The following is a 4434-nucleotide window of genomic DNA, read 5'->3' as shown; positions in this document are numbered from 1 at the left end:
GTTTACCTCTTTCTCAGGGAGTTTAGTCTCCAGGATTCCCGGGGCGGTTCAGAGATGCTGGGGGCTCAATATCTTTCTATCCGTAATAGTAAGAATGAAACGCTCTTGCGTCGCAAAATCGGTATTTTGCCTGCTGATTTCAGTATTGAGATAAAAGGTGGAATACACGCAAATGAAGGCACTATCGTAATCACCACACAGCATCCTTGTGTAGCAAAACTTAAAGATAAAACATTGGAGGCTACACGTAAGCGTACTGAGGGGCGAACAGAGATACAACTCAAAGCGGAAGGGGTACCTCCGGCATTTATTACATTACAAGTTCTGCCTAATTTGGCGGCTGACCCCATCGATATTGAGTTACCTTTTCCCGCTAAAGGCTGTCTCGCTCTTGATGTAAACGGACGTCCTCTGGATAAAAACATTACGCTGCATGATCTGCTGGGTTCCAGAGCGTTTCTGTTCTCCAGAAATGGCGAGCCGACAAAATATACATTGCAGTTATATTTGCGCTCCGTTAGTGGATTACAGGCATGGCATGAATGGTGTTATACGGCGTTGAGCGATCGTCCTGTTGAATTGAATCTCTATAGTCTGCGCGAACATATTGAGAACCTGATTTCACTTGAGGCAGGTATTGATCAGGTTGTTGAGATGCGTATTACGGGGGCAGGTGTGGTCATGGCCTGGCAAATTCGTCGCTATAAATACAGCCTGCGCTATGATTATGAAAAAGAACTATTACTCAGCCAGTCAGTGAACCATCGTGCTGGGCAGATTCCTTCCCCCGTTATCATGCTGTTAAGTGAACCCGAGAGGAAATCCATTCCCTTAGCATCTAGAATGAGCGAGGGAGTGCCTGTCGGTGAATATGAGTTGAGCTCAATCGTTAACAAAAATGGACCGTGGTTGGTTGTCCCTAAACCGGGTGAAGAGATGGCTTTTCGTCCCTGCTTCATTCGTGGCGAATCTTCGTTACCGGTAGAAGAAAGCAACATCCGCTCATTGCAGAAAGCGACCCAGCTTTTTAATCCACAGGCAGAAGTTAATACCATCACACTGGTTCTCGGACAGATGGCTAACGATCCTGCCCATTCCGGCTGGCAATTTATGCGTAGCCTGTACGATCAATTTGGTTATTTACCACTGGCAACCTTTGAAGTATGGCGTGCACTGGTGCAGCATCCGCAGGCATTGGCAATGTCGCTCTTCAAATTTGAAATGTCAGCAGAGTACCTGAGTCGTATTGAGAATGAGTTCCCTATTCTATGGGAGTTTTTCCCCATCTTTGAGATCAAAGCGGCATCTGAGCGTTTCAAATTGTTCCTGAGCCAAAAAGGTGCACCGGAGGAAACCCAGAAATTACTGGTTACTAATATGTTTCAACGGCTGGGGCTCGTGTTCCCGACATATGCCGATGAAATTGAGAAATGGTTAAGTAACGGACATCTCCCCCCGTCTATTCCTGAGTCTTTTGTCCACGTGTGGTATCAGGAGCTTTTACGTGAGCATAGTGAAGCTCAATGGCCAGAGTACGGCAGCAAGCGGCTGCATAGCTGGATGGCATCACAAAAAAATCCAGTGATTGGTATTAATCCTGACGCAAATCACCGCTATTCCGTGGCCTTGTTACCCGTCTTCGCTGCAGCTGTGGCAAGCGGAAATGCTTCTTTTGAATCTGTATTTGACCGTAAACCCGGTGCCGTATTTTTCCTGAGGCAAGTCAGGGATTTCGATTCCCGCTGGTTTAAGGCCATCTTCCAGTGCAGCCTGTTGCGTTATGTTGCTAAAAAATAAAAAGGAATAAGGATGACTACACGCTATTTTTCGTCACTTATTGAACAATCGTTGTCTCGTTCAACTGAAGCAACGCTCAGTATCATGGGCGTTACCAACCCGCAGCTGCGTGAACATCTCGCGCAACAAATGGGGGCTGATTGTGGGAAACCGGGCTCATTCCTTGCTTCTCCGGTATTCCAGCAAATGTTTGGCTGGAAGGAGTCAAACCACACGATGCGCAGCCTGACGGAAGGCAACGCATTGTTGAGCAAAGCAGTGGTTGATTCACTGGATGATCAGAATAATGGCCGGTACCGGTTTGGTGCTGACTGGAGGCCTTTTACGCACCAGTTAGCCAGTTGGAAAGCTTTGCTGGAAAAGAAACATTCAGTGGTGGTAACCAGTGGTACGGGTTCAGGTAAAACGGAATGTTTTATGGTACCGGTGCTGGAAGATCTTTACCGGGAACTGCATGAAAATGGCAACAATCCGTTGGTCGGTGTCCGAGCCCTTTTTCTCTATCCATTGAACGCCCTGATTAATTCACAGCGCGAGCGTCTGGATGCCTGGACGCGTGGTTTTGGTACAGGGATCCGCTACTGCCTTTACAACGGCAACACCGAAAACCTACACGCTTCGGTAAAAAGCGAACAGGCAAAAAGGCCGAATGAGGTGCTCTCGCGCGAAAAAATGCGTGAAGAACCTGCGCCGATTCTGGTGACCAACGGCACGATGCTGGAATATATGATGGTTCGCCAGGTCGACGCCCCGATTATCCAGCAATCTAAAGCACAAAAATCACTACGCTGGATTGTACTGGATGAAGCGCATACCTATGTAGGGTCGCAGGCCGCTGAACTGGCGCTCCAGCTGCGTCGTGTGATGACCGCGTTTGGCGTGACACCAGATGACGTGCGCTTTGTCGCGACCTCTGCGACCATTGCCGGCAGCGACGCTGAAAAGCAGCTGAAAAAATTTCTCTCTGAATTATCCGGTATCCCGCAGGAGCGCATCGATGTTCTGGACGGAAGTCGGGTGATTCCTGAACTGGAACCATCCAAAAACGTTTCTGTTCCGTTAGACGAGATAGAGCAAATACCTGATCTGGATCTAAGAGATAAAAATGATAATAAAATTAAAGGGATAAGTCCTGAGCGCTTTTATGCGCTTACGCATTCCCCCGAAGCGCGTTACATACGTGAGATGTTGGTCAAACAGCCCAATCCGATGAAGCTGGATGAGATAACAGAACGGTTAAACGTGCTGACAAAACAGCATTACAGCCAGCAGGAAGTACTGCGTTGGATCGATGTCTGTTCAGGGACTCAACCTAATGCAAAGGATCCCGCATTTCTTAAAGTCAGGGCGCATATCTTCCAGCGTAATACCCAGGGAATATGGGCTTGTGTTGATAAAGATTGCAGATTAAAGCACGGTACACCGCTCGAAAAAGGCTGGCCCTTTGGCTATGTGTATGTGAACCAGCGACAAAATTGCGACTGTGGAAGCCCTGTCTACGAAGTGGCGTTCTGTAATGATTGTAATGAGCCTCATCTTCTGGCGCAGGACAAAAAGGGCAAACTTGTCCAATGGGAAAATAAAGGTGGCGATGAGTTCTCCTTGCAGGATGAAGTACCTGTTGAACATGACACTACAGAGGAAAAAGTCGAAAAAGAGAACGGTTTCCAGCCTCCGTTGATTATTGCCGCAGGAGAGACCAGCGAGACAGGCTATACCCTACAACGCCTCGACCGTCAGACGCGCCGTATTGGCGTTATTAACAATGACAGCATTCCGCTGATTATTAATGATAAAAAGGTTTGTGGCGCCAGTGGCTGTGGCTACAGCGGCGTGAGCGGGAAACAGCCCTTCCGGCGTGCACTATTAGGTGGGCCATTTTACGTTACTAATATCGTGCCCACCGTTCTAGAGTATTGTCAGGACTTTACCAGTGATGAAGGCAAAGAGGGCGTCGGACCAGATTCGTTGCCAGGACGAGGTCGTCGACTCATCACCTTTACAGACAGTCGACAAGGGACAGCCCGAATGGCGGTGCGTATGCAGCAAGAAGCAGAACGCAGTCGCTTACGCGGAAGCGTAGTCGAAATTCTCAGCTGGCATCAAAGGACGCAAACGTCTACAGCGCCGAATGCCAATGCCGATCTGGAAAAATTAGCGGCCAGGGCGAAGCAAGCCCGTGAGCAGGCAGAAGAATATCGAAGCTGGGGAATGCCAGACCAGGCGAAATTGTCACAAGCGCAGGCTGAACAGCTTGAACAGGCTTATCAGGCTGCAACCGGTGGAAAAGCAGCAACTACCCTGGTATCCCGCACCTGGACAGAAATGGTTAACGAGCTTAAAGATAAAGCCGATATCCGTGGCCCGGTACTGAAATATAACCACTATTTGCAGCCTGAAGTGTTTAATAAAAACGGCGGGCCTCTAAAGCTTTCGGAAATGTTGTTGTTCCGGGAATTCATGCGCCGCCCTAAACGGACTAACAGCCTGGAAACACAAGGGCTGGTTCAGGTTGGTTACCTGGGACTGGAGAAAATACATAAGCTCCCTCTGCACTGGCAGGAAAGGGAATTAACGCTGGATGAACCGCCCCGGGAATCCTGGAGACTAAACTCCCTGAGAAAGAGGTAAACAGGA

2 pseudogenes are annotated in these 4434 nt (G+C 48.7%); both read left to right on the top strand.

Going from position 1 to position 4434, the window contains the following annotated elements:
- Positions 1-1797, top strand: a pseudogene (yjiT, locus tag HEN33_RS24260) (protein YjiT); the annotation flags it as partial.
- A gap of 12 nt (positions 1798-1809) precedes the next feature.
- Positions 1810-4383, top strand: a pseudogene (locus tag HEN33_RS24255) (DEAD/DEAH box helicase); the annotation flags it as partial.
- Positions 4384-4434: the final 51 nt, after the last annotated feature.

Source organism: Escherichia sp. 94.0001, assembly GCF_013369155.2.
GTDB classification, from domain to species: domain Bacteria; phylum Pseudomonadota; class Gammaproteobacteria; order Enterobacterales; family Enterobacteriaceae; genus Escherichia; species Escherichia coli_F.
Note: the sequence above shows the minus strand (reverse complement) of the source record. Positions and strands in the feature narration are given on the sequence as shown.